Genomic DNA, 887 nt, shown 5'->3' on the forward strand with positions numbered 1-887 from the left:
CCCATCACTAAAAGAGAAAAAGCGTCACGAGTAAGGTTTATCATACGCCTTTGTTCGCTCTTTTTGTCAAAATAGCTATCATATTTAAAATTTGAGCTTTTAAATTCATCGTTTGGTAGTTTATCTATTGCCTTTAACACATTTGAGTGGTCTTTTTCAAATACTTCAGCTATCTGTAAAGAGTTGGCGAATATTTCATCGCCAACAACTTCAAAAACTACATTTACATTATTTATAGGGATTAAAGCACTCATTTTTTAAGCTCCTTAATCTCTTTTTCTAATCTTGAAACCTTAATAGCTAAGCCTAAAACCAAAGTTGCTAAAACTACTAACAAAATTTGCACCATAACCGCTCCTTTATGATATAATTTTAAAAGGTAAAAGATGTCAGGGGGCTTTCGCCCCTTTGGTTACCGCTTCAATGCTTGAATGATTGCAGTCATCAAGCAAATTACCGCAGTGATTAGCTCGAGCACTTCACTAGTTGGCATCTTTTACTCCTTTCGTTTATTTAAAGGTTATGTTTTATAACCTTTATGCGAGAATTATAGCATAATTACGAACTATTGTCAATAGTAAAAGTGTAAAAATATAAACTTTTTTAAAATTTTAGTTATGATTTTATACTTTTGGTGGGTTTTAACCAAGTTAAAAATAACTCGGTTAAGAAATAAAATTTTTAAGAAGTGTTTTTAATTGTTTTTGCTCGTTTAGTTCGGCTTCTAGCTTATGAATTTTGATAAGCATTTGACAAGCTTTTTCTACTTGTTCGCCAACTTCGCCAATCGCAAGTTGTTTTACTCGACCTTCGCTAAGTCCTATCAACTCGCCAAGTTGCCTATAAGTAAGCCCTAATTCCTTGCAAACCTTTTTAACAATGTTTTC

2 protein-coding genes are annotated in these 887 nt (G+C 32.6%); both read right to left on the minus strand.

The features are described 5' to 3' along the window. Positions 1-254: Rha family transcriptional regulator (locus tag CCO88_RS09490; RefSeq protein ID WP_002840525.1), on the minus strand; the 254-nt coding region annotated here is incomplete at its 3' end. A 411-nt stretch (positions 255-665) separates the two neighbouring features. After that, positions 666-887 (minus strand): hypothetical protein (locus CCO88_RS10520; protein WP_002819206.1); only part of this gene is annotated, 222 nt, incomplete at its 5' end.

It is taken from the genome of Campylobacter coli LMG 9860, assembly GCF_000254135.1.
Lineage (GTDB): Bacteria > Campylobacterota > Campylobacteria > Campylobacterales > Campylobacteraceae > Campylobacter_D > Campylobacter_D coli.